The organism is Ponticaulis koreensis DSM 19734 (assembly GCF_000420665.1).
Taxonomy (GTDB): Bacteria; Pseudomonadota; Alphaproteobacteria; order Caulobacterales; family Hyphomonadaceae; genus Ponticaulis; species Ponticaulis koreensis.
Genome location: NZ_ATVJ01000002.1, coordinates 277,313 through 301,067 on the forward strand (window position 1 = coordinate 277,313; position 23,755 = coordinate 301,067).

The 23,755-nt window shown below is 53.1% G+C and carries 25 protein-coding genes; 7 read left to right on the plus strand and 18 right to left on the minus strand.

Features of this window, described 5'->3' with window-relative positions; translation table 11 throughout:
• Position 1: 1 nt before the first annotated feature.
• The 10 genes from G523_RS0113130 to G523_RS19305 all read right to left on the minus strand — a co-directional run bounded on the left by G523_RS0113130 (position 2) and on the right by G523_RS19305 (position 9,466).
• Positions 2-1,711 carry a class I adenylate-forming enzyme family protein gene (locus G523_RS0113130; RefSeq protein ID WP_051134847.1) on the minus strand — a complete coding sequence of 570 codons (1,710 nt, stop codon included), beginning with the start codon at positions 1,709-1,711 and terminating at the stop codon, positions 2-4.
• A gap of 132 nt (positions 1,712-1,843) precedes the next feature.
• Positions 1,844-3,760 carry a 1-deoxy-D-xylulose-5-phosphate synthase gene (gene dxs, locus G523_RS0113135; RefSeq protein WP_022695524.1) on the minus strand — a complete coding sequence of 639 codons (1,917 nt, stop codon included), beginning with the start codon at positions 3,758-3,760 and terminating at the stop codon, positions 1,844-1,846.
• A gap of 33 nt (positions 3,761-3,793) precedes the next feature.
• Positions 3,794-4,681 carry a polyprenyl synthetase family protein gene (locus G523_RS0113140; protein ID WP_022695525.1) on the minus strand — a complete coding sequence of 296 codons (888 nt, stop codon included), beginning with the start codon at positions 4,679-4,681 and terminating at the stop codon, positions 3,794-3,796.
• A gap of 11 nt (positions 4,682-4,692) precedes the next feature.
• A complete protein-coding gene (locus G523_RS0113145) occupies positions 4,693-4,938 on the minus strand; it encodes an exodeoxyribonuclease VII small subunit (protein WP_022695526.1) in 246 nt (81 codons plus the stop codon).
• Positions 4,939-4,990: 52 nt separating this feature from the next.
• Complete coding sequence (locus G523_RS0113150; RefSeq protein WP_027441733.1) at positions 4,991-5,605, minus strand: histidine phosphatase family protein; 615 nt, start codon at positions 5,603-5,605, stop codon at positions 4,991-4,993.
• 114 nt (positions 5,606-5,719) lie between these two features.
• Complete coding sequence (locus tag G523_RS0113155) at positions 5,720-6,889, minus strand: GNAT family N-acetyltransferase (RefSeq protein WP_022695528.1); 1,170 nt, start codon at positions 6,887-6,889, stop codon at positions 5,720-5,722.
• Between the two features lie 61 nt (positions 6,890-6,950).
• The gene (gene lepB / locus G523_RS0113160; protein WP_022695529.1) at positions 6,951-7,814 is read right to left on the minus strand and encodes a signal peptidase I; all 864 of its coding nucleotides are present in this window, start codon (positions 7,812-7,814) and stop codon (positions 6,951-6,953) included.
• The gene (locus tag G523_RS0113165; RefSeq protein ID WP_155802742.1) at positions 7,811-8,125 is read right to left on the minus strand and encodes a YbjQ family protein; all 315 of its coding nucleotides are present in this window, start codon (positions 8,123-8,125) and stop codon (positions 7,811-7,813) included. Before G523_RS0113165 ends, lepB begins: the two co-directional genes overlap by 4 nt.
• A 1-nt stretch (position 8,126) precedes the next feature.
• Positions 8,127-8,387 carry a hypothetical protein gene (locus G523_RS0113170; RefSeq protein ID WP_022695531.1) on the minus strand — a complete coding sequence of 87 codons (261 nt, stop codon included), beginning with the start codon at positions 8,385-8,387 and terminating at the stop codon, positions 8,127-8,129.
• The gene (locus tag G523_RS19305) at positions 8,387-9,466 is read right to left on the minus strand and encodes an MBL fold metallo-hydrolase (RefSeq protein WP_022695532.1); all 1,080 of its coding nucleotides are present in this window, start codon (positions 9,464-9,466) and stop codon (positions 8,387-8,389) included. Before G523_RS19305 ends, G523_RS0113170 begins: the two co-directional genes overlap by 1 nt.
• A gap of 125 nt (positions 9,467-9,591) precedes the next feature.
• Between G523_RS19305 and G523_RS0113180 the strand changes: the two genes are divergently transcribed.
• From G523_RS0113180 to G523_RS0113195, 4 genes are all read left to right on the plus strand, one after another.
• Complete coding sequence (locus G523_RS0113180; RefSeq protein ID WP_022695533.1) at positions 9,592-10,503, plus strand: L-threonylcarbamoyladenylate synthase; 912 nt, start codon at positions 9,592-9,594, stop codon at positions 10,501-10,503.
• Positions 10,504-10,533: 30 nt separating this feature from the next.
• A complete protein-coding gene (locus G523_RS0113185) occupies positions 10,534-11,955 on the plus strand; it encodes an FAD-binding oxidoreductase (RefSeq protein ID WP_022695534.1) in 1,422 nt (473 codons plus the stop codon).
• Positions 11,956-12,113: 158 nt separating this feature from the next.
• Positions 12,114-12,896 carry a peroxide stress protein YaaA gene (gene yaaA / locus G523_RS0113190; RefSeq protein ID WP_022695535.1) on the plus strand — a complete coding sequence of 261 codons (783 nt, stop codon included), beginning with the start codon at positions 12,114-12,116 and terminating at the stop codon, positions 12,894-12,896.
• Between the two features lie 63 nt (positions 12,897-12,959).
• Complete coding sequence (locus G523_RS0113195) at positions 12,960-13,976, plus strand: patatin-like phospholipase family protein (protein WP_022695536.1); 1,017 nt, start codon at positions 12,960-12,962, stop codon at positions 13,974-13,976.
• On the opposite strand, the gene rsmD is transcribed toward G523_RS0113195, so the two are convergent.
• Positions 13,973-14,542 carry a 16S rRNA (guanine(966)-N(2))-methyltransferase RsmD gene (rsmD, locus tag G523_RS0113200; RefSeq protein WP_022695537.1) on the minus strand — a complete coding sequence of 190 codons (570 nt, stop codon included), beginning with the start codon at positions 14,540-14,542 and terminating at the stop codon, positions 13,973-13,975. The genes G523_RS0113195 and rsmD overlap by 4 nt on opposite strands.
• Before the next feature lie 91 nt (positions 14,543-14,633).
• Here rsmD and tadA point away from each other — a divergent pair, with 91 nt between their 5' ends.
• Positions 14,634-15,134, plus strand: coding sequence for a tRNA adenosine(34) deaminase TadA (gene tadA / locus G523_RS19310; RefSeq protein WP_081648821.1), 501 nt, complete (start codon positions 14,634-14,636; stop codon positions 15,132-15,134).
• Here tadA and G523_RS0113210 read toward each other — a convergent pair.
• The 4 genes from G523_RS0113210 to G523_RS0113225 are packed head-to-tail and all read right to left on the minus strand — an operon-like array spanning position 15,101 to position 18,630.
• Positions 15,101-16,036, minus strand: coding sequence for a 5-oxoprolinase subunit C family protein (locus G523_RS0113210; RefSeq protein WP_022695539.1), 936 nt, complete (start codon positions 16,034-16,036; stop codon positions 15,101-15,103). The genes tadA and G523_RS0113210 overlap by 34 nt on opposite strands.
• Entirely contained in the window at positions 16,033-16,674 is a 642-nt protein-coding gene (locus tag G523_RS19315; RefSeq protein ID WP_022695540.1) for a 5-oxoprolinase subunit B family protein, read from the minus strand. The genes G523_RS0113210 and G523_RS19315 overlap by 4 nt, the downstream gene beginning before the upstream one ends.
• A complete protein-coding gene (gene pxpA / locus G523_RS0113220; RefSeq protein WP_022695541.1) occupies positions 16,661-17,413 on the minus strand; it encodes a 5-oxoprolinase subunit PxpA in 753 nt (250 codons plus the stop codon). The genes G523_RS19315 and pxpA overlap by 14 nt, the downstream gene beginning before the upstream one ends.
• Entirely contained in the window at positions 17,410-18,630 is a 1,221-nt protein-coding gene (locus G523_RS0113225) for an Nramp family divalent metal transporter (RefSeq protein ID WP_022695542.1), read from the minus strand. Before G523_RS0113225 ends, pxpA begins: the two co-directional genes overlap by 4 nt.
• Before the next feature lie 157 nt (positions 18,631-18,787).
• Between G523_RS0113225 and G523_RS19320 the strand changes: the two genes are divergently transcribed.
• Positions 18,788-19,921, plus strand: coding sequence for an amidohydrolase family protein (locus tag G523_RS19320; protein WP_022695543.1), 1,134 nt, complete (start codon positions 18,788-18,790; stop codon positions 19,919-19,921).
• A gap of 117 nt (positions 19,922-20,038) precedes the next feature.
• Positions 20,039-20,791, plus strand: coding sequence for a creatininase family protein (locus tag G523_RS0113235; protein WP_022695544.1), 753 nt, complete (start codon positions 20,039-20,041; stop codon positions 20,789-20,791).
• On the opposite strand, the gene G523_RS0113240 is transcribed toward G523_RS0113235, so the two are convergent.
• The 3 genes from G523_RS0113240 to G523_RS0113250 all read right to left on the minus strand — a co-directional run bounded on the left by G523_RS0113240 (position 20,788) and on the right by G523_RS0113250 (position 23,741).
• Positions 20,788-22,137 carry a vWA domain-containing protein gene (locus G523_RS0113240; protein ID WP_022695545.1) on the minus strand — a complete coding sequence of 450 codons (1,350 nt, stop codon included), beginning with the start codon at positions 22,135-22,137 and terminating at the stop codon, positions 20,788-20,790. The genes G523_RS0113235 and G523_RS0113240 overlap by 4 nt on opposite strands.
• A complete protein-coding gene (locus tag G523_RS19325; RefSeq protein ID WP_022695546.1) occupies positions 22,134-23,135 on the minus strand; it encodes an AAA family ATPase in 1,002 nt (333 codons plus the stop codon). Before G523_RS19325 ends, G523_RS0113240 begins: the two co-directional genes overlap by 4 nt.
• 66 nt (positions 23,136-23,201) lie before the next feature.
• Positions 23,202-23,741, minus strand: a complete 540-nt coding sequence (locus tag G523_RS0113250; protein ID WP_022695547.1) for a hypothetical protein — start codon at positions 23,739-23,741, stop codon at positions 23,202-23,204.
• Positions 23,742-23,755 lie beyond the last annotated feature (14 nt).

Here is a 23,755-nt window from a genome sequence, read left to right on the forward strand (position 1 = left end):
ATTACAGGAAGCGTTCTTTAAGCTCGCCCTTCAGGATTTTGCCGTTCGCATTACGTGGCAGCGGCTCTCGTTCGAACTCCACTCGTTTTGGGACTTTGAATGCCGCTAGCTTACCTGCAACGAAGTGACGAATTTCCTGCTCGCTTACGTCCATGCCGGGTTTCAGCTGCACCACAGCGCCCACTTCTTCACCAAGCACTTTATCCGGAATACCCACAACGGCAGCATCCATAACTGCCGGGTGTTCGTAAAGCGTATTCTCGACTTCGATACAGTAGATGTTCTCACCGCCACGGATGAGCATGTCCTTAGCGCGGTCTACCAGATAGAGGAAACCCTCTTCATCCATACGCGCCAAGTCACCAGTGACGACCCAACCATCAATGAAGGTTTCCGCGGTTGCGTCTGGCCGATTCCAGTAGAGTTTGGCATTTGACGGGCCGAAGCACCAAAGCTCTCCAACCTCACCGCGCGGCACTTCCTTACCGTCAGGGCCAACAATTTTGAGGGACATTGCGAAGCCCGGAAGACCGGCACTTTGCGGACGCATAATATAGTCTTCAGCAAGGTTGAGCGTAGCGGTGGCGCAGGTTTCGGTCATACCCCAGCCATTCGCGGCATGCGCATCTTTAAAAGTGCGTTTAATCGTTGCGACAAGTTCAGGTGCAGACGGCGCGCCGCCATATGAAACGCCCTCCACTGATGAAAGATCGTACTTTTCGCGATCCGGATGCTCCAATACCTGCCATGCGATCGCTGGAACGCCGCCAAATGTCGTGATCTTTTCCCGCTCAATGATAGGGAGCGCTTCACCGGCGTCCCATTTGTACATCGAGACGATCTTCTGACCGTTATGCATCGTCGGAGCCAGCACAGCAAAAGCGCCCGTCGCATGGAAGAAAGGGATTGCGAGGAGCGTCGCCTTTTGTGGCTCGTCAGGCCCGTTAACCGGGATCTCGTCACCACGTCGCAGAAGCGCGCGCGCCTGATTACCCATCGAATTGAACATGTTGGATACGATCGCGCGGTGTGTAGCCAGAATGCCTTTTGGGCGACCTGTAGTTCCTGACGAATACATGATGGTTGCGTCGTCATCCGGCAGAAGCTCAACCTCTGGAAGCCCGACAACCGGGAGCTTCGCCCAATTGCCTACATTGCCAATAACTTCTTCAAGTGCCGTGACACTCGGGTCGGCATAATCATCCTGATCTGCACGTGCTACGATCACCCGCTCAAGAGTTGGGACATTTGGCCAGTGCTCCTGAATACGCTCAAAAATCTGCGGATCCACGATTGCGACACGCGCAACGCTATTTTCAAGACCGTATTCGAGCTCTTCACCCTTCCACCAGGAATTCAGAGGCGTGGCGATAAGACCGCTAACAAGGCACGCCCAGAATGCGACCGGCCATTGAGGATAGTTACGCATACAGATCGCGACGCGATCGCCTTTTTTCAGACCGAATTCGTTGAGCAATGCCTTTGCCAGATGTTCCACAGCCCGGGCATTTGCCTCAAAGGTCACCCGCTCGTCTTCGAAAACGACCATATCGCGCGGCCCCCAAGTCGCACGACCATACTCAAAAAGAGCCCGCATAGTAGGATAAGCGTTCTTGTACACAGGCATGCGAACGCCATTGACGGATTGGATTTCCATTTCAAACGGCAGACCTGGTGATGTAAGAACTTTGCTTGCGTCCTCAATGGACATAACGGGCCAGCCTTCTGGTAAGGCGGCTACTGGTTGACCGGACAATGATATCTCCCTCAGACGATTTTTATATTTCAATCTGAGTGCCGGTCATCACCGTTAAAATCAAGGGGTACCGTAAGGTGAAGGCGGCTAGACTGCCGCCTTATTGAGCTCCGCTACACTGCCCCGGCCGAGAGCGGAAATTGCTTTCTCGGCGATATGTCGCGCACTGAGGCCTGCAAGTTCGTACATAGCCTCAGGTTTGTCCTGATCAATAAAGATATCAGGCAGCGTCATAGTGCGTACTTTAAGTCCCTGGTCGAGATGACCTGCGTCCGCAAGATAGTGCATCACGAACGCACCAAAACCGCCGACAGAGCCTTCTTCCACCGTTATAAGAACCTCATGATGGCGCACCAGCTGGTCGATCAGAGCATGATCCAGAGGCTTTGCGAAACGGGCATCTGCCACGGTAGCTGTGAGGCCCTGTGCATTCAGCAAATTTGCTGCCTTGAGGCACTCTGCAAGGCGGGTGCCCAGTGAGAGAATGGCGACCGAACTTCCTTCCCGAACAACGCGGCCTTTACCGATTTCCAAAGGCTGAAGGAGATCACCCGTCGGAATTTCGACACCCACGCCCGCTCCTCGCGGATAACGGAACGCAGACGGAGAATCGTCGATCAAAGACGATGTCAGAACCATGCGCGCAAGTTCGGCTTCGTCAGCCGCAGCCATAACCACCATATGCGGCAAATGCCCCATAAAGCTGATATCAAAGCTGCCAGCGTGGGTTGGACCGTCCGCGCCGACAAGACCAGCACGGTCGATTGCGAACCGCACAGGTAGCCTTTGAATGGCTACGTCATGTACCACCTGATCATAGGCGCGCTGAAGGAAGGTAGAATAGATCGCCGAAAACGGCTTAAATCCATCTGCTGCCAGACCCGCTGCAAACGTCACCGCATGTTGCTCAGCGATGCCCACATCGAAGGTTCGCTCGGGGAACGCGTCGGCAAAGAGCGAGATGCCCGTACCAGAAGGCATGGCAGCCGTAATACCCACGATCTTATCATCGGATTTTGCGAGGTCCGTCAACGTCTGACCAAATACTTTCGTGTAGCTCGGCGCCGCCGGTTTTGCTTTTGCCTGTTCACCGGTTACGACGTTGAATTTGGAAACGCCGTGATACTTGTCGTCAGCGTTTTCAGCCGGTTCATAGCCTTTGCCTTTTTGCGTAACAGCGTGAATCAGCACCGGCCCATCAAAGCTGTCCCGGACGTTTTCGAGCACAGGGATCAAGACTTCAAGGTCATGTCCATCGACCGGACCGATATAGTAGAAGCCCAGCTCCTCAAACATGGTGCCACCCATGGCGAAACCGCGAGCGTACTCTTCCGCCTTACGAACCGGCTTTTCGAGCCCCATAGGTTTTACGAGGTTTTTCGCAAGCTTGCGCAACGAACGATAAGGCTTACCAGAAACCAGCTTGGACAGATAATGGCTCATCGCGCCGACCGGAGGTGCGATCGACATATCATTATCGTTCAGAATGACGATCAACTTCTTGTTGAGCGCGCCGGCATTATTCATCGCCTCATAGGCCATGCCGGCAGACATCGCGCCATCACCGATCAGACAGACCGTCTGGTCTTCGCGCCCATCAAGCCCGCTGGCGACAGAGAACCCCAGGCCAGCTGAGATAGACGTAGACGCGTGAGCCGCACCGAACGGATCATATTCGCTTTCAGCGCGTTTGGTGAACCCCGACAGACCACCGCCTTGACGAAGCGTACGAATACGATCACGACGTCCTGTCAGAACCTTATGTGGATAACACTGGTGCCCAACATCAAAGATCAGTTTATCATTTGGCGTGTTGAAGACGTGGTGAATTGCCACCGTCAGCTCTACAACACCCAGACCGGCACCCAGGTGACCACCCGTCGTCGAAACGGCATTTACGACCTCAGTACGTAGTTCGTCACAGATCACCTTCAGCTCGTCGCGAGATTTATCGCGGAGGTCTGAAGGCAGGTGAATTTCGTCCAGATGCGGCGTGGTAGTCATTTCAGCAATTTCCGACTATAATCGTCTTTTTATCTAGTTTTGTCGTTCTAGTACAAAATCAACGGATTGAAGCAATAAGGTGGCACGATTACGGAACATTGCGAGATGTTCTTTGGATTGTGTGGCTAAAAACCGCACACGCTGGCGTGCATCTTCAACACCCAAAACGGATACAAAATTCGCTTTACCGGCCTCTTCATCCTTCTGAGTCTGTTTTCCGACGACTTCCGGATCGCCTTCGACGTCCAGCAAATCATCGGCGATCTGATATGCCAGACCGAGATCATGGGTAAAGCCCTGAATTGCATGTCGCTCGGCATCGCTTGCCCCGCCGAGTATGCAGGCTGCTTCACCAGCATAGGAAATCAGCGCGCCTGTCTTGAGGCGCTGCATTCTGGTGATGGAGTTGAGATCCTGTCTTACGGCGCCAGACAGCATATCGATCATCTGGCCACCGACCATGCCTTGAGCGCCGGAGGCTTTCGCCAATTTCTCAATAAGCTTGCAACGGACATGCGCATCCGGATGGGTTTCGGGGCTCGCCAGAATTTCAAACGCCAGCGTGAGCAAGGCATCCCCAGCTAGAACTGCAGTCGCCTCGTCGAACTTTTTGTGAACCGTCGGCTGACCGCGCCTTAGATCATCATCATCCATACAAGGAAGATCATCGTGGATCAGCGAATAAGTATGCACGCATTCCAGCGCCGCGGCGGTACGCATCAGAGATTTTTCTGGTGCATCAAACAGCGAGCCGAAAGTCAGCACGTAGAATGGACGCAAACGTTTACCCGTCGCGAGCGACGCATAACGCATGGCTCGCATAAGCTGAGCCTCCGGCCCATCCGCTGGCGCAATCAGACGATCCAGCACGACAGTTACTTTATCAGCGATTTCAGAAAGCTTGGTTTCAAAATCCGTCACAGAAACACCAATCAGCTTTCTGTAGAGACGGGAGTCGCTGAAACGTCACCATCCTGATTAAGCACGATCTGTTCGACCTTGAGCTGGGCATTTTTCAGCTTTCCGAGGCAATGCGCTTTAAGCGCGGCACCGCGTTCGTAGATCTTGATAGATTCTTCGAGTTCGACATCGCCGCCCTCGAGCTTTTCGACAATCGTCTCAAGCTCTTTCAGCGCGTCCTCAAAACTCAGGTTTTCAACGGATGTCTGATCACCCATGTTTTACTCCTACAGGAAATAAGCCGAACATCTTAAGCTACAGGGATACACGTCATTCATCGAATGTGTACAGCCGGTATGACCAATACCGGTCTCCGCCATCCTGCTTACAAGTCCAGCCGCGCTTTCTGAGACGTGGACGCAGCATGCGATTGAACCAACCATGCGCAGCCAGAAACACTTGCCCCTCCTGTGCGCGATCAATCAGATAGTCCACAGCCTGTTCTGCACGTGCTTCAGCTTCGCGTATGCCTTCACCGTCCAGTTTATGCCCGCGAAGCCATGCAGCACGCGCGAGGATATTCCAAGTTTTCGGCAAAAATCGTACACGCTCCCAGGTCGGTGGCGGCAAATTTGCCTCCCAAAAGAGCTCAGATGATTCGATATCAGCCCAAGGTGCGGCCTTCATTGCTGTCTCGCGTGCACGCGGGCGGCTTGAAGATAGAACGACATCACTATCCGCGACTATGTCTTTGAGTTTCTGAGGCGCTTCCTGTCCATCGGCGAGGCTGCCGATTTCATAACGCGCCCACCAGTCTTTGTATTCCTGCCAAGACAGGCGTGGACCCGCGGCACGATCAAGAGCCGGACGACCATGGCGCGCCACGATAATCGGACCCGGCTTCTTTGTGGAAGCCTGCGTTTCTTCTGAAGGACTTTGCGTCATGTGACTGTCCGTTTCTGTCGCCACATGGACCTCCCCAAAAAACGATACCCTTCAGGTGTTAACCGTCGCTCCGGACATGCGCAAGCCATTGCGGGCACAGATCGGTAAACGTCTTCAGCTTTCCGTATCTTCAGGCAGCTCCGACGAACGTTTTGGTCCGCTGACAACATTTTTAGCAGCGCTCGCTACACCCGCCATGCGGCCGCTGAAGCTCGGTTCAGCGGAGCGGATAATTTCATAGCGGCGCCGAATCTGCCCCATTACGTGACTGACCTTCGGAATATGCGCGTCTTCCAACTTCAGCCAAAGCCGCTCATTTGCGCCGCCTAATGTCGACATTACAGAAGAAGATCGGATCGCCCCTCGAATAACGGGTATCTGATACTCGACATAGTATTTTTTATAGTGACCGGCCGAAACACCGAGATCGTAGAAACTCAGACCGTAGTCTTCCATGCCCTCGATAATGAAATCCTGCAGCATGTTACCGGGAGAATAGCTGTGAAACTCCGGGTCATAGGAAGGCACCCAGCCGTGGATGGTGGATTTGTTTCCAAGGTTAAACTCAGCAGCTACGAGTCTACCCTCATGGGTCAGAGTATGTAGATACCCTCTGCAATCGGCATCATCGCTCTTCCATAGCCTAAAGAGCATGTCCTGTACCCATTTCGGGCCAAGCACATTATGGCGCCCCGTCTCATTGTACTGACGCTGCTTCCAGCGCATCAATGTTGACCAGTGCTCTTCATTTCGGTCATCAAAATCAAAGCTGATCGGACCGACCTCACGCTCCATTTTTCGCTTGATGCGCCGCTGCTTTTTTGCGTGACGGGAGTAGAGTTCTCGCTGAGTGGCAAAGTAGGCATCCACCCCTTTGCGAACGTCGACTACGAAGGCGCCATCAAACTCCTGTGCATAGGCGTGTAGCCGACAGGCTTGGTCATGCACGCCCGTCATTCTAATGACGCTCAGGCCAACAGCATTGATCATTTCTTCCGGATCAAAATCTGCACCAGCCGCCACGATGGGGCCGTGATAGTCGGAGAATGGTGCACCGACTGGTTCTGCCACCCGTCCGTCCTGTTGCATCGGCCATACGAGTTGCAATTTACCATCCTGGTGACCAAGCACGATCCATACATCATCTCGGACTTCAGACACAACGCGGGTGAATGCAGGTTCGAAGAACGGGCTTGAAAGCGAAATATCGCCGGAGATGATCGCTTTCCAAACGGAAATATCATCGTCTGACAAGTCGGCGAAGCGAACAAATTCATACAGCATGGAGCAATCCCTCTAGGCGAGGGACGCTCTCATAAACTGGCTAATTAAGGGATAATCAGGCCTACAAACTTTTCCAGACCCGACCTTCCGGACAGCCTGATTCGTAGCGGCTACAGAAGTTCAGAGTGAAGAGAACCGTATCCGCACGGCCAATCAGGTGATCAAACGGCACAAAGCCGATGCTGGCTTCCTGACGATAGCGGCGCGCTGGGGTACAACCGGCACGATCAATCACGCCTTCGGAACTCTGCGGACAGTGCCCTGTAAGAGCACGCGCATCTGTAGAGTTGTCGCGATTATCACCCATGAAGAAGTAGTGCCCCTCTGGTACGATAAACAACGGGGTCTCCGCGCGTGGCTCGCGATCTTCACTCGTTCCTTCTACGATATCATGCACCAGATAAGATACGCCTTCAGGTGTCGTCTCCATCAGCTCATCTGCATTTAGAAGCTGACCGTAGCGATGTTCGTGATAGCTGACACGGCGCACAGGCTCCTGTCGCATTGGTTCGCCGTTGAGAAGTACCAGATTATCAAACATCTGAATTCGATCGCCGGGCAAACCGATCAGTCGTTTGATCATCACGCGGTCCTGGTGGGGGTGGCGAAACACGATGACGTCACCACGTTCAGGTTCACCCGCGAACATTCGCCCTTCACCCAATGGCAGAAACCGGCCGACGCCAAGTGGAAGAGAATAGCGCGAATAGCCGTATGCGAATTTTGAAACTGCAACCCGGTCACCAACCTGAAGGTTTGGCACCATGCTTTCACTTGGAATAGAACGGAGCTCATAGAAAAACAGCGAAACAAAAAACCAGACCGGCAGAAATACCGCGATGGTGACAATCAGCTCTTTCAGTTCGCCAAGACCACGCTCAAGAAGCGATGCCTTTTCCTGATTGTCCTCAGTAATATCGTTCATTTCAGACGTACCGCCGTTCCATAGGTCATGATCTCAGATGAGCCTTGCATGATAAGGGATGTTGTGAACCGGACGTTCACGACGGCATCTGCACCCATTTGCCTCGCAGATTCAAGCATGCGGTCGTAAGATTGTTCACGCGCTTCGGCCATAAGTTTGGTGTATTCGTCGACTTCACCGCCAACTAGCGTCCTGAGGCCTGCAATAATGTCGCGCCCCACAAAGCGTGCACGTACAACATTGCCCTTGGTGATACCAATCACCTCAGAGATTTCGCGACCAGGAACCGTCTCTGTTGTCGTGATAATCATATCAGCGCTCCACATTCTTCGAATAGTAATCGTCTTCTTTGCTGTTCAATCTGTCCATGACGACCTGAATGAGCAGAACAAGCATGCCCAATCCCCCGCAAATTGGAAGCAGTGCGCTGAACACCAACGATGATTGAATCGTGCCCGACGATCCTGCAGCAAAACCGAAAAGCTGCAATCCGATTACGGCAATCCAGCCCAAAACGCTCAGGCCAATAAGTCCGATACCTATGCGATACATCGGCTTCTTTTCACGTAACATCAGTCCATCCTTTCATATCGCCACACGCCATCGTCCCCGAGCGTACGAACGACCTGACCACGTCCAATCAGACAATTGAGATGGGCCAGAGTTTCACCTGTCGCAAGCGAAAGTATGTCCGGACTGATTTCACGAACAAAAATCGCGCCGAAACATTCCGGCACTGTTTTTGGTTCGTCCAGTCGGCGCAGAAGCCGACGCAAGGACTTCTCATGTCCATCGATCAAAGCCTGAAACCGTGCCTTTGCTCCACGAAATGGGAGATTATGCGCTGGCAGAACCAGTACATCTTTCGGCAAGGCATCGCGCAATCGAGCGCAACTCTCAATCCAGTCAGTCAGAGGATCAGCGTTTGGTTCAGTTGGATGCACTGAAACATTCGACGAGATCCGCGGAAGCAATTGATCGCCCGAAATGAACAAGTTCTTTTCGGCATTGAACAGACATGCATGCTCCGGCGAGTGTCCAGAGCCGACTAAAATTTGCCACTCACTTCCATCGATTGAAAGCACGTCTCCATCAGAAAGACGCTCGTAGGAATCAGGCAGTCGTGAAACGGCGAGCCCAAACCGTCCGAAACGGTCCTTATAAGTTTGAATGGCCTGATCATCCCAGCCTGAAGCCTTGAAGAACCGAATGCCCGCTTCAGGCGCCTTACGCCCAGTATCACCGACAAGCGTGCGGCACATAAGATATTCGAGTTGAGACATATGAAGTGGCGCATCGAACTTTCTCGATATCCACCCTGCAAGGCCAACATGATCCGGGTGCATGTGTGTGACGATTACACGAGTGACCGGCTGACCTTCCAGAACGGTGTCAAAAATAGTCCGCCAGTGTTCACGGGTCTCTTCCATTCCCATGCCGGTATCGACAACCACCCAACCGTCATGATCACGCAAGAGCCAGAGGTTGATCCACTGCAGAGAGAACGGCAGCGACATTCGCACCCAGAAAACGCCGTCAGCGACTTCTTTTACCTTCCCCTGCTCCGGTGCTTCGCTTTCTTCATATGGATAGTCCAACTTCACCTTGGGCGATTTTCCGATCTGCTCGTCAGGTGATGTTTTTGTATCCATATCTCTGTTCCCCGATATTTTTTATATGTCGTATAACGCTGGTACAACGAGCCGTCCGCTGTCGTCAAAGGCAGCAGCAAACAATAAGAGTTTATGTCGTCCTCTTTATCCGGTATCAGCGCCGAATGACGAACTACACCGCTGCAATAGAATTGCTCTCCGCAGGCGAGTTGATCGGCCTCCCAACCGAGACCGTTTACGGGCTTGCCGCTGATGCGACCAATGCAGACGCCGTAGCAAAGATTTTTGCGCTTAAAAATCGCCCGCAGTTCAATCCGCTAATTGCGCACGTCAGTTCAATGGACATGGCGTCGGCGCAAGCAGAATTCAGTGGCAAGGCTCAACAGCTCGCAGAGGCCTTCTGGCCCGGCCCCTTCACTATGGTCCTTCCGAAATCCGCTTCTAATACAATATGCGATCTGGCGAGAGCTGGTCTCGATACGCAGGCACTGCGCTTTCCAGCCCATCCCGTTGCGCAAGAAGTGATCGCCGCCTTCGGAAAGCCGATCGCCGCCCCGTCCGCCAACATTTCCGGCCATGTCAGCCCGACTTCCGCGCAGCATGTGAAAGATGAGTTTGGTGCAAATCTCTCGCTCGTTCTGGATGGTGGAAATGCACGTATTGGCCTGGAATCTACGGTTGTCGCTGTATTGAGCGATGAAGTGACCCTGCTGAGACCCGGAAGCATTTCAAAAGACGATGTCGAGGCCGTAGTCGGCAAAATCGGGTCGTCTTTACACGACGATAACGCGCCCAAATCTCCTGGTATGCTTTCCCGACACTATTCTCCGAAGGCCAGACTTCGCCTGAACGTCACGTCTCCGGAAGCTGACGAAGCCTATGTCGGCTTCGGACCTGTCACTGCGAAGACGACGCTGTCACTCTCTGAGACAGGAGATCTCACCGAAGCCGCTTCCAACCTGTATGCGATGATACGCAAACTCGATCACTCTTATGATGCCATCGCCATTGCTCCCATTCCCGAAGATGGAATTGGCGCAGCCATTAACGATCGTCTTCGTCGGGCCGCCCTGTGATTCACTAAGCTCAGCTATTATTTAATCCACATGACCCACAACGCCCAAAGCCTCCCGCAAGCCTTTCTCGACGAAATCAAGTCCGCTCTTAGCGAAAAGAGCTGGAGTCTCGATGCTGAGGAAATAGGTCCACACCTCGAAGACTGGCGCGGAAATTATCGGGGGCATTCGCAGCTTCTTCTGAAGCCGGCATCGACCGAGGAAGTGGCAATTGCGGTCAAACTATGCGCGAAACATAACGTCGCGATCACCCCTCAGGGTGGCAATACCGGCCTTGTGAACGCGGGCCTCGCACATGGTGAAGTTATCCTCTCTCTCAGACGCATGAACACAATTCGTGACGTTGATCCGCTGAACAATTCAATCACGGTTGATGCCGGATGCATTCTCACATCGGTGCACAGCGCCGCCGAAGACAACGACCGCTTCTTTCCGCTCTCACTCGGAAGCCAGGGGACTGCAACAATCGGCGGATTGATCTCCACTAACGCAGGTGGCGTTGCCGTGCTCCGTTACGGAATGATGAGGGACCTGTTGCTCGGCATCGAAGTCGTAACGGCCAATGGTGAAATCTGGGGCGGGCTGCGTGGTCTTCGAAAAGACAATACCGGGTATGATCTAAAGCACCTTTTTGCAGGCGCAGAGGGTACACTAGGTATTATCACCGGCGCTTGCCTTAAACTGTTCCCGACACCGCGCACCGCTACAGCATGGCTGGCGCTGGAAACGCCGGAGCACGCAGTAGACCTCCTGTCGTTATTCCGTAGTGAAGCAGGCGACACGGTGACCAGCTTCGAACTCATGCACAAAAGCGGTGTAGAACTCGCAGCTTCCGAGATCACAGGATGCAGAGACCCACTACCAAATGAACTTCCTTGGCGCGTTCTCGCGGAGCTTTCCTTTGCGGACGAAGCACTCGCGCAGAGCACGATGGAACGAGTGCTCGAAAAAGCATTCGAGAGCGGACTTATTGCTGATGGAACAACAGCCGCGTCCCTCACCCATGCCGAGGAGTTCTGGAAGGTCCGGGAAAGCCTTCCGCTCGTAAAACGCGGCTTCCTGACATCGGTAAACCACGACATTTCAATCCCGGTATCGCGTATCCCTGAATTTCTGAAAGAATGCGAAGCCAAGCTAAAATCCGACGTGGCGAATGTTGATATCTTTGCATTCGGTCACCTAGGCGACGGTAATCTTCACTATGCGGTGGCAGAGCCTGCGTCAGCGGAGCACCCGATCGTTAAGGCGCAGGCTGAACACATAACGGATCTGGTCCACACGCTTGTGACCTCAATGGGCGGTTCGATTTCAGCAGAGCATGGGATTGGCCTATTGAAACGCCACGAACTTCCCGACCATAAAAATCCTGCAGAGCTTGAGACCATGCGACGGATCAAACGCGGACTGGACCCCCAAAACATCATGAATCCAGGCCGAATATTTACTGTCTAGTCGACGATCAGCCCGCTCGCGTTCGAATCGGGGCAGATAAAACAAACGCTTGGGTTTGCTCGCGCCAATTGAGCGCTACATCCAAACCTCATCAGGATGACGTCACGAAATATCGAAAGCGCCAGAATAGCGCGTTACTTCAGGGTAAAGACACAACAATGCTCGTACTTCTATCACCAGCCAAAAACCTGAACTTTGAAGAGATGCCTGTAGCGCTCGACAAGACAGCTCCACGGCTGGAAAAGGATACAGCAGAGCTCGTTGAACGCACCAAAAAGCTGAGCCGCTCCGAGATCGGCTCGCTCATGAAACTGTCAGACGATCTCTCAAATCTCAATTTTGAACGATATCAGGCGCTCGCAAAAGGCATGTCTGCCGAAGAAGCGCAACCTGCCCTATTGGCATTTAACGGCGACGTTTACCGCGGATTCGACGCGCGTAACGCGTCGACTGAAACGCTCGACTATGCCCAAAGCAATCTGCGCATCCTGTCCGGCCTGTATGGCCTCCTCCGACCTATGGACTTGATCCACCCGTATCGCCTCGAAATGGGCACTCGATTAAATACAAAGCGTGGCCAGAACCTGTATGACTTCTGGGGCAAGAAAATCACTGATCTTATAAATAGCGACCTGCAATCCGCGGAGGGTCCTGTCATCAATCTCGCTTCAAACGAGTATTTTTCGTCCGTTAAAAAGAAGCATCTCGATGCGCCCGTTCTGGAAATGGTTTTCCGCGAGGAGAAAGATGATAAGTCGCGCGTGATAAGTTTTTATGCAAAATACGCACGTGGCCTGATGGCTCGATGGATATGCGACAATAAGATTACTTCCGAAGACGCGTTAAAAACTTTCGCGCTGGAAGGTTATTCTTATAATGAAGCGCAAAGCACCAACACAAAGTATGTATTCAGCCGACCGCAACCCGACCCTAAATCCTAGTTAGACCGTATCGCGCGGTTATTCGTTGTGTTGTGACGCCCGGCACGGGGACAGATATCTAATATGGCAGCACAACCGATCAGCCTTGCCCTACAGGGGGGCGGCGCCCATGGCGCTTTCACCTGGGGGGTGCTCGACTATCTGCTCGAGGAAGGCTCACTCGACATCAAAGCAATCACCGCGACGTCCGCTGGAGCTATGAATGCCGTCGCGCTTGCCTATGGCTATGCAGTAAACGGCCGAGATGGTGCACGCGAAGTACTGGAAGCCTACTGGCGCGACGTCTCGCAACGTGGCGCACCGCTCGCGGCAGCGAGCAGCATGTCTCCCGCGTTCGGCCCATTCACGCCATTTGCTATGTTTCAGGCGCTGACAAATGTTGCCAGCCCATATGACCTGAACCCGTTCGACTATAATCCGCTCAAGCAAACGCTGCGGAAGATAATCGACTTTGATGTCCTTAGGGCGGAAACCGAGATTGATCTCTTTATCGCTGCTACAAACGTTGAAACCGGCAAAGCCCGCATTTTTAAAGCTAACGAGATAACCGAAGATGCGGTTCTTGCATCGGCGTGTCTACCTCAGGTGTTCAAAGCGGTAGAGATAGAAGGCACACCGCTTTGGGATGGCGGGTATGTCGGCAACCCTGCCCTTTATCCGCTATTCTATGCTGACGTGCCCAAAGATATTCTTATCGTCCACATCAATCCGTTGATACGTAAAGGAACGCCAAAAACGGCATCGGCCATTCTGGATCGCCTAAACGAGATCACCTTCAATGCGTCTCTGGTGTCCGAACTACGATCTATAGCATTCGTTCAAAAGCTTCTTGATGAGAACTGGCTCGCTGATCGGATGCAGTCGCGGTATCGCCGCCTGTTTATTCATGCGATCCGCGCGGACCAGCAACTCTGCAAGCTGTCGATCGAAACCAAATACGAAACAAGCTGGCGGTTTCTGACCGAACTTAAGAACCGCGGACGCGACGCAGCTCAGACATGGATTGCAGACCATAGAGGCGTAGTTGGCACGAAGTCGTCCGTCGATATCAAAGATGAGTTTTTGGATAATCTCAGCTAGGTTTGCGGTGAATAACGATAGATACGGACTTTCGTATCACCGTAGAGCCGCTCATCCAGCTGCTCCCAGTTCGTGACTTCCAGCTCTTCTTCTGAGTCAGTTTCAACGATTGCTACCGCGTCAGACGTGATCCACTCACCATATTCAAGCTGTCGCAGAGCTGGCGCGACAAGACCCTGATTGTACGGTGGATCCAGAAAAACCAGATTAAACGGGTCGCTGAGACCGGCAGGCTTTTTACCGAGATCAGTAGCAGAGCGTCTGTGGATACGAGTGATACCGAAGAGCTGGAACTCCTCGATATTTTCACGGATGATCCCACGTGCACCTGCCGCAATTTCAACGAACAGGCAGAATGACGCACCACGCGAAATCGCTTCAAACCCGAGCGCGCCAGAACCCGCAAATAAATCGATTACACGGGCCCCATCCAGGGACGGCATATCGTCATTGTGTTCAAGTAGATTGAAAACAGACTCACGAACGCGGTCTGTCGTCGGCCGGGTGGACTTTCCGTCAGGTGTTCTGATCGAGCGGCCTTTAAGTTTACCAGCAACAATTCTCATTGAACTCAAATCTCTGTAGTACAAAACGAAGCTGTACCGCTTAAACACACATTCGATAAAGTCCATAGCCGCGATCAGGAGCACAGTCAGAATGTCGGATAAATCGACTTACATGCGAAGGGCTTTGGAACTTGCCGAGGAAGCAGCGGCTGCAGGTGAAGTCCCCGTAGGCGCCGTGCTGGTCGATCCGGAGACCGGAGACATCATTGCCGAAGGCCGAAATGGTCCCATCGAGCGTCATGACGCGACCGCGCATGCCGAAATCGTAGCCATTCGGGCCGCTTCAATTATTCTCGAAAACTACCGCCTGATGGGATTGCATCTCTATACCACACTGGAACCTTGCACGATGTGTGCTGGTGCTATTGCGAATGCACGGATCGAACGGATCATATTTGCAGCCGAAGACGTTAAAGGTGGTGCGGTGACGAATGGCATAAAGTTCTTCGAACAACCAACTTGCCACTGGCATCCGGAAGTCGAACAAGGCCCTTTCGCCGAAGAATCGTCCGCGCTTCTGCAGTCGTTTTTTCGCGCGCGTAGGAAATCAGGCAAACCTCAAATAACCGGCGACAACAACCAGTCCGAATAAGCCTCCCAACGAGCCCTGAGTCGATCCGCCGCGTCGTCCGGAGTTCTTAGCATAAAACGAACCCTCGCACCGGGTTTGATCTGGCCCAATTGGAATCGGTCGCTTCTGATCACCTGAAGAATATGCGGATAGCCGCCCGTCGTTTGCGCATCTGCAAGCAAAATGAACGGCTTGCCTTCCGGCGGACATTGAACACTTCCGGGAAAAACCGGTGAACTTTGCTTCTCTGGCGCATTGCAGCTGACCACACGGTCTCCGGAAAGCTCCACACCCATCCGGCTGGAGCGCTGTGTCGCCTTCAAGCCTTCTTCGAAAAGTATCGTTTGCGCATCCTCATTCAGAAATTCGAACTCCGATGACGGACACGCTTGCAAAAGAACATTGTCATTGAACAAAGGACGAAGTTCGTGCGGCGTTTCAAGCTTCTCGACAGACCGCACATCTGAGACACCGATACGGTCTCCAGCTTTTAAAGCTCGGCCTTCATATCCTCCAAACCCGCCCGGAAGGTAGGTGGAACCTGAGCCCAAAAATTCCGAGACGTTTAACCGCCCCGATATCGCCAGATAGGACCTGCAGCCATGTCGGGCCGGAGCAACCTCCAACTCATCTCCCGCTGCTACCGGAACCGTTGCATGCATGGGCGCTTCGACACCATTCAATGATAAGCTCGCCTCAGCGCCGGTCACAGAGACCATCATCGCGGAATGGAAGCGAAAGCTTGCTCCCGTCAAAGACATCTCAAATGCCGGCTGTATAGCGTCCGCTCCGACCAACCGGTTCGCGAGCGACATCGATAAAAGATCAGCCGGCCCTGAACCCGGAACACCGAAATGTCGGTGACCTCCTCTGATGCCGGCCTGAATTGTTGTCTGAAGCCCTGCGTTCAAAACCTCAATCATACTTCGCTCCGGCGCACGACACGCACTTTTTGACCTGCAGACAGAAGAAACGGCTGCTCACTTTTTGGATTGAACAAACGGTTCACGACACGACCGATCAAGAGCCATCCTCCAGGCCCCTCCAGTGCATAGGTACCGCATTTTCCAGCGGCGATGCCGAAAGAGCCCGCTGGGACACGTTTTCGAGGCTCCTTCAGGCGCGGCACTGTAAGCACCTCTGGAAGACCGGATATGTATGCAAAGCCCGGTGTAAACCCAACGATATCGACACAAAGCTCAGCGTCACAAATCGCGGCGATCAATTCCTGCTCCGTCAGTTTCAATTCGTCACAAACAGAATTGAAATCTGGGCCGTTTTCTCCGCCGAACTCTACCTCAAGACAAACCTCCGGAAGTTCGGCGTCGCTGCCAATTTCATTGACCGGCTTTGAAGACAATAAATGACGTACAGCCTCATCCGGTCGCCATCGTAACGGCTCAAACTGGGCTACGCAGTCTTCAATTCCATCGACGACCTCCAACCATTCGCCGCTAGCGCGGAGCGCGCGAACCAGTGTTCGCAGCGCTGGTCCGGGAAGGCCCGCAACGCGGATAAGATCGTCGCCAATCACATTGATATTGTCTTCAGTCAGAGCCAATGAAAACTCCTGTCGCCTCAAGCGCTTTCCGAATTGCTTTGGCGGCTTCAAATGCGCCCGGAGTGTCGCCGTGCAGACAAATCGTTTGAACGTCCAATGAAATATGTTCGCCTGAAAACGTCGTCACGTTCCCACTGACAAGCTCCCACGCCTGCCTCGCTTGCTCGTCCGCATTATGAAGCACCGCGCCATTTTTGGCGCGTGCTCTCAGACTTCCATCGTTTTCATAGGCTCTATCGGCAAAGCCTTCAGCACAGAACTGCAGATTTTGAGTGATTGCAGCATCTCGCACTTTGCTACCTGGTAGCCCCACTATAGTTGATATGCCGCGTTCAGCCGCGACGCCCGCTATCACGGCAGCAAGGTCCTCGTCTTTCGCTGCATCATTATAAAGAGCGCCATGAGGTTTCAGGTGCGTAATCGATACCGCCTCATCTTCCGCTATTTCCATGAACGTCTGGACCTGCTGCTTCAGGCTGGCCCGCAACGCTTCAGGTGAAACGGCCATGGACACACGGCCAAAGTTTTCACGGTCAGGATAAGATGGATGCACTCCGGCTTTAACGCCAAGCTTCTTAGCGAGCCTCAGCGTTTTTCGCATACTCTCTTCATCACCAGCATGACCACCACACGCGATATTACATGAGGTCACCACGCTAAGAATGTCGGCATCCAGACTGCGGCCTGCATCGCCTTCGAGCTCGCCAATGTCTGCGTTGAGATCAATTGTTTTCGTCATGGCCAGAACCCGACGGCGCGCCCAATCCCGCGAATACCCATTAAAAGTGTGATCAGAACCACACCCACGCCCAGAATGTTCGAAAGCAGTCCATTGACGCGGTCACCAAGCAGAGACTTTCTATTCATCGCATATAGCAGGCTTGCTGCAATGATCGGCAGAAGTAGCCCATTCGCGATCTGCGCGATAAAAATCACATCGGTCGGACGGATACCCGAAACCGCCAATCCTGTTCCGATCATCAATGTGATTAGCGCCACGCCCTTGAACACGCTTTCCTGAATGCGCGGGTCATCACTTTTGAAAAGCTCGGTCACAGCAAAGGCAGTGGCCATAGGTGCGGTAATCGCTGAACTCAGACCGGCTGCAAGCAAACCGACGCCCACAAGCCAACGTGCAAACTGGCCATAAGTCGGCTCTATAGCTGCCGCCATATCCAGCGCGTTCGAAATCTCGCTCCCCGTTCCAAACAAACTTGCCGCAGCAGTAGTCAAGACAAAAATCGAGATCAATCCGCCAAGCCCAACCGAAATCACCGTGTCACTCTGTGCTTCGTTGACGGCAACATCACTAGTCCCAGTCCAGCGCTTGCGCGCAGAGGCGGCATGCAGAAACAAATTATACGGTACGATGGTCGTGCCAATTAGCGCGATCGCAGTAAAAAGGCCGTTTTCCGGAATCGCCGGAACCAACCCGTTTATCATAGCGCCCACATCAGGTTTCACCAGCACAGCGGCGACTAAAAACGCCAAAGCCATCAAGATCACAACGGATACCAGTGCCTTCTCGATCAGCTTATATCCACCAAGCATGAGCAACGCAGCCGCGAGCGCCGATAACGCAAGAACCACGGCTTTAAACTCGTCCTCGTTCAGATCACCCAATAGCGCCTCGGCACCGAGAGCTCCGCCGGAAAGGTTACCGCCCTCATAGGCCGCATTCCCCAACCCCAGCGCCGCAAGCACCAGTCCCGCAATCACGTACCGAACTGGTGTTCTTCCCGCGCCCGCCATTAAAGCTTCGCCAAGCCCCAAGCGCGCGCCCACACCAAGGCGCGCAGACATGGATTGCAAAATCATAGTCGCGAAGGTCGCAAAAACGAGAGCCCAGAGCAGAGCAAATCCGAAGTTTGCACCGGCGAGCGTGCAGGCAGTAACGGTTCCCGGCCCGATAAATGCTGCGGCAACGAGAGCGCCTGGTCCGATGCTAAGTTTCATTCAAACCTCTGATCAAAAACGTCGCATACAGTGAACCGTCACCATGACCTCTACACATCCCCTGAACGAAGGAGGGACGTTCCACGACTTGCATGTTTTACTGACTTCATTCCTAATCATTTGAGGGACGTGGCCCAAAAGGGTCAAGGGGGGAAGAATGATCAAGCACGTATCAGCAGCCATGTTTGCGATCGCAATACTCGCGGCCTGCACAACAACCACATCGACACCCGACACTGAAGCGCGCGCGCCGCTCGCAGCATCAAGCAGAACGTTGGATATGTTCCGCGAAGGTCCGGATCAAGCCTGTTATGATCGTGCAACGCAGCCTTCAACTTTTGTTGTCGACACCCATAACCACTTCCGCCCGTTTGGAGGCCAGCCACGACCATACGAGGAGGTGCTCGCCTATCTCGAAGACAGCGGCGTGTTGTTCGCTAACATTTACGGCATAGGTCAATCGCTGCCGTTCACGAATAGCTGCACCTATTATCTTGATTGCCCCGGTGTTCCCGCAACGTCGTCCATCCAGAACGACATGGCCAATGCCGCCAACCTCGCTACGAACCGACCAGATAACCTGGTGCTGACACTATCGGCGACCTTCCCCGACCTCGCCAATCCAGAGAATGTGAATGACGTGCTGGATTTGTATGACGCCACGTATCCTGGACTGTTCGAATGGATGGGCGAAGTGAACCTTGTGAAGCAGGCCCTGTTTGGCAATGGCCATGTCCCGGCTACTCCCGAAAATATCGACGATTGGCGAGGCTTTATGGAGCGCCTTCGACATTTCGATATGCCAATCGCCATCCACTCGGATCTCGGCTCTGATGATGACCCGACGGAGTATCTCGCGCTGATGGATTATGCGTTGCAACGCTATCCGCACAACAGGATCATCTGGGTGCATATGGGCTTGTCGCGCGAACTCACGACAATACCGGCCAACGATCATATCGCGCTGATGTCCGAGCGTCTTGACCGTTATCCGAACCTGATGCTCGATATAACCTGGCGCGTGATCGCTGATAACTACTTCGATACGCCCGAAAATATCGCGGCTTACACAGCCTTCTTCAATCATTATTACGATCGCATCCTTACAGGAACAGACTTCGTTGCCAGCTTCAATAAATCCTTCGACGTGTACGCCGAAGAAGTTGAGGTGAACTCCATGATACTGTCAGAGCTGGATGACCGCGCGTTCCGCCACATCGCACTCGGACAAACCTATTTTGATCTGCTGGGCCTTCCCTATCGCGCGCCTGACATCTGCACTACGAATTAAATTGAAAACCCCACAAGGCGCCAAACGGCGCCTTTTTTATGCTCCGTTCAGGCACGCACTTGAACTCATCTGCGATCACCTCCAGCTTTCAAATCAAGAAAATCACAAGGATGTACAATGCGCCTGCAACTTTCCACATGGCCTGAAGTCGAAACTTATCTCAAAAAATCCAAAGCAATTCTGATACCTGTCGGCTCCACCGAGCAACACGGACCGAACGGTCTGATCGGCACAGACGCGCTCTGCCCGGAGATCATTGCTTTCGCTGCTGAGCAGAAAACGGACATGCTGATCGGGCCAACCTTTAATGTCGGCATTGCTCAGCACCATCTTGGCTTTCCTGGCAGTATGACGGTACGACCGTCAACCATGATCGCTACAATGAAGGACTGGACAGATTCCCTGATCCGTCACGGCTTCGAACGCATCTTCTGGTTCAACGGCCATGGCGGTAACACAGCAACGCTTCAGGCTGCATTTGCCGAACTATATGCCGAACGAAGCTTCCAGCGCCCGGGCAGAAATTCACTTCCTGATCTACGCCTGAAGGCTAAAAACTGGTGGGAAATGCCCGGAGTGATGGAAGAGTGCCGCCGCCAGTTCCCGACCGGAGACGGCATGCATGCAACCGCATCAGAGGTCGCGGTCACCTATGCAGGCTACCCTGATCAGGTACGAAATGTGGAAATTTCTCCGAAGATTGCGCCAGTTTCAGACTTCCGCGACGCCGACAATTACCGCGATAATTTCCCTGATGGCCGGATCGGTTCAGACCCGTCTCAGGCGACAGTGGAAAAAGGCCAGATCATCATTGAGTCAGCTGCCTCTTCTCTCGCACGCGTCTTCCGAAGCTTTGCAGATGAAGCCTAGCTGTAGTGCATCAACACGTCATCAATGGCTCTCTCCAACTGCTTCAGGTTGGAGAGCATTGTGACGGTAGAACAATGCGGGAAATAGCGTAGCATTTCGCTATCACCCGTTCCCCAAAGCGGACGCGCTTCGGGATTGAGCCAGACAATACGCTTCGTCTTGGCCGCCAGTTCTTCAAAAATATCAATGCGCGGGTCACCATGATTGGATCGCGCATCACCAAGAACGATAACGGTCGTACGTCGATCAATCTTGGACCAATGATCCACTTGAAGGTCTGACAGCGCCTGGCCGTAGTCAGTGGAACCCCATCCGATTTCCGCAAGGATTCGCTCCATCGCGCTTTCGAACCCGTCCAGTGACGTATCGAGATATGGCCCAACATCCTTGAGACGTGCCGAGAACGCGTAAGTGTGCAGATCCGGTACGACATCGCGAACGCAATACAGGAACAGGAGCAAAAACCGGACAAACCGCGCAACTGAACCAGAGACATCACAAATCAAAACCAGCTTTGGTCGATCCTTTTTGGTCTGTCTCCAATGGACATCAAATGGCACGCCGTCACGGCCTGCATTGGCCCTCAACGTTTTGCGAATATCGAGCTGCCCGCGGTTTTTCCGGCGCTTGCGCCGCGAATGTTTGCTGACGAGACGTTTGGCTAGCTTCTGAATGAGCGGCTTCATGCGCTCCATATCCGAGCGGTCCATCTCGTTGATGCGCTTGCCGGCAAGGAAGTCTTCGCGGAACTGCTGCGTAGCGCCAGCACCAAAGACTTCAAATTGCTGTTTCGCAAACTCGATAGCGCGCGCCGTCATTTTTTTGCGCGCGTCCATCATCCTTTCAGCTTCAGCATCGCCTTCAGGTGTGTGTGCCTGCAATTGCTCCAGAAGCTCTGCCTCCATCTCGCGGACGCCCATCTCCTTGAGCATTTGCTGAGCATAATACGAGGTCTGGGTAGAGAAGCGTATATCCTGAAGACCAGATGCCTGCCCTGCACGCTCCAGCGCCATCTCTATGACTGCTTCATCAGAACTTTCGGCGATATCCATGAAGTTCTGCGGCTCGCCAGAATCTTCATCGGTCTCCTGCTCTGAAGACTCTGTTTTTTCGCTCTGCTCTTTCTGCTTTCTTTGAAAGAACAGCTCGAAGAGCCGGTCATAAGTATCTTTTTCGGCCTCGGACTTTGCCAGAACCGAGCGAAGCGCCGTCTTCAGAAACTCACGGTCTTCGTATCCAACGAGATCAACAGCTTTCACCGCATCCAGCGTTTCAGCCGTTGAAACCTTCACATCAGCCGAGCGCAGCGCCCTCACAAAATCCGTGATGGTGCGTTCCGCGCTCATGACAGGCTGGGATATCCGCTCGGAAGGCGTTTGGATTCAGATGCAGAAGCTGCGTTACGCGCCATAGATCCGATCGCATTAGACGTAGCCTCAATGTCGCTCTCGTATTTCAGAAGCACATTGAGTGTCTTGCGGACCATTGCTTCATCAAGTGAGTCTGCATGCATAAGCAGGAGCGTTCTCGCCCAGTCGACAGTCTCGGAAATCGAAGGTCGCTTTCGGAGGTCCTTTGTCCGGAGATCCTGAACGAACGACACCAGCTGAGTCAGGAGACTATCGGAAACATCCGGCACGCGCGCTCGCACAATTTCGCGTTCACGTGCTGCATCCGGGAAACCGATATAGAGGTGCAGGCAGCGGCGCTTAAGCGCATCCCCGAGGTCTCGCACATTGTTCGACGTCAGAATAACGATAGGCGGCACGTTGGCTTTAATCGTACCGATCTCCGGCACCGTCACCTGATAGTCCGAGAGCACTTCCAACAGAAAAGCCTCGAACTCTTCATCAGACTTATCGATTTCATCGATGAGCAGCACAGAGCCACTTGTCTGCTCCATAGCTCGGAGCAATGGGCGCGGCTCAAGGAAGTCGTGCGAGAAGAACAGGTCTTCAAATGTCGCCAGACGACCCGTCAGATCGGCAATCGTGCCCGCATCGCCAACAACATCATTAAGGCGGTCTTTGAGGATCTGGGTGTAGAGAAGTTGCTTACCGTATTTCCACTCGTAGAGAGACTTGCTCTCATCAAGACCTTCATAACATTGCAGGCGCTCAAGCGGCACATCGAGATATCGAGAAAGAGACTGCGCGAGGTCTGTTTTCCCCACGCCAGCCGGACCTTCGATCAGGATGGGCTTCCTGAGGTGGACGGCAAGATAGATCGCCGTCGATATTTCTTCACTGGAAATATAGCCAACTGAAAGCAGGCCTTCGGAAACCGCGGCGACGGAAGAGAGAGGCGAATACGTCTCCGCGATGAGGTCTTTATCTATCGTCATATCCCATGCCTATGGCGTGAAAATCGATAGAGCAAGCTATTTCCACTCGGTCATGCAAGGGATTTTTCAGGTCTTCTTTTCGTCGTCCGCAGCTTCCGTAGCGTCAGGTTCAACCGGGTTCTCTGCATCCTTCGCAGGTAAAGTTGATAGGTCAGTTTCTTCCTTAGTTTCAATTTCTTCCGACACTTCCTCGGTAGAGACAGGCTCGGCTCCTGTTGTTCCTTTATCTGTCTTCGTAGCGAAGCTCGGAAGGCCGCCAGCGAACAGACTGATCGCACCTGATATCGCGATGTAAAAGAAGAGTATGATCGAGCCATACAACAAAAGCGTTGGCAGTGAGGCGAGATCAAAGAGTAGTGGCAATCCGAATCTCAGGGCGAGAATTGCCGCCACAACAACGTGCGCAATATCGAGCAGACGATTTTCGTCCTTTGCGATAAAGCGCTGATAAGATGCCAGCAGCAAGCTTCCGATCGCCAGTATTATCGTAAAAATATCGAGTGGCTGGAGTTTGAACTGATATCCAATCATGATCATCCCGACGATGAATGCGATCGTTGCTACAAAAATCAGTCCGGTTTTCCGGGATTCGGATTTTTCCGACATAAGCTTCCCTCTCT